Source organism: Nibrella viscosa, from assembly GCF_039541875.1.
Taxonomy (GTDB): Bacteria; Bacteroidota; Bacteroidia; order Cytophagales; family Spirosomataceae; genus Nibrella; species Nibrella viscosa.
This window is the reverse complement of record NZ_BAABHB010000043.1, coordinates 1-1,088: the sequence shown is the minus strand read 5'-3', so window position 1 is coordinate 1,088 and position 1,088 is coordinate 1. Positions and strand designations below refer to the sequence as shown.

Annotated in this window: 1 protein-coding gene; it reads left to right on the top strand. The window is 42.5% G+C overall.

Going from position 1 to position 1,088, the window contains the following annotated elements:
• Positions 1-118 precede the first annotated feature (118 nt).
• Positions 119-532 carry a restriction endonuclease subunit S gene (locus ABD931_RS29095; protein ID WP_345271646.1) on the top strand — a complete coding sequence of 138 codons (414 nt, stop codon included), beginning with the start codon at positions 119-121 and terminating at the stop codon, positions 530-532.
• Positions 533-1,088: the final 556 nt, after the last annotated feature.

The following is a 1,088-nucleotide window of genomic DNA, read 5'->3' as shown; positions in this document are numbered from 1 at the left end:
GGCCAGGAATTCTTCTTCGGTCAGCATCGGAGTAGTAGTTAGTTAGCTAGCTCAAGGTACAACCTAAGGCGCTCCCCGTCAACCAATCAACTCACATACATCAATACGACAAATTGAAATGCACCCCTTACATTTTGCATTAAGGTTAAATTCTACCATTGAACAGTTTCGTAAGTTTTCAACTGGTTCAAGCTATCCTGCCATCTTAGACAGTGACGTAGAGAAAACACTTATTCCTGTTCCTGATATTGACACTCAAAACGAAATTGTAAAACGAATTAAAATTTTGCTCTTAGAACGCCGAAGAATTATTGATGAAATAAATAAGAAATGGGAAGACACCATTTCTCACACAGTAGGGGAAATTTCTAAATTAAGCTTCGACTTTCAAAATACACCGCAAGTAACAAACGGCTTAATTTGGACGAAAAGCCAAATTCTTGAAAGGATAAATGCTCTTCCAAAGTTGGACGTTGAAGAAGAAATTGACGACGACCAAATCGAGTTGGACTTTGAAGCTAATAACGAATAGCCGACACACAAAAGCACACACATTTGCAAGCACACAAGGCAAAACACAAAGCCAACTTGCAAAAGAGTGTGCTTTTTTCCGACGCTTCTGGACACACCCAACTTCGGTGGACACATGCGTTATCGTGACACACCCCGAAAGAAGGGCATGCAGGTAACATCGGTTTGGCGTTATGGCGGCGGACGAAACGCAGCATCAACATTTTGTTCGCTATTGTACTGCATATCCAGCTTGACTGAACACTATTGAGCAGTAGAATAAAACATGTACATTAGTTCATCATTCGGCTTCAGTTGTCGGCAGACGGAACACAGAATACCGCCACAACGCCAAGCCGGTCAACGTTACCGGTCATGCTAAAAGACGACAGTGCAACAATTAAACGAAAGGACAAATGAACAGACAAGCCAACGCTTCAGCAAAATCAAAGGGTGCATTTCAATTTGTCGTATTGATGTATGTGAGTTGATTGGTTGACGGGGAGCGCCTTAGGTTGTACCTTGAGCTAGCTAACTAACTACTACTCCGATGCTGACCGAAGAAGAATTCCTGGCCC

Coding starts and splice junctions, on each gene's coding strand:
- ABD931_RS29095 (WP_345271646.1), top strand. CDS start 119: ATGCACCCCTTACATTTTGCATTAAGGTTAAATTCTACCATTGAACAG.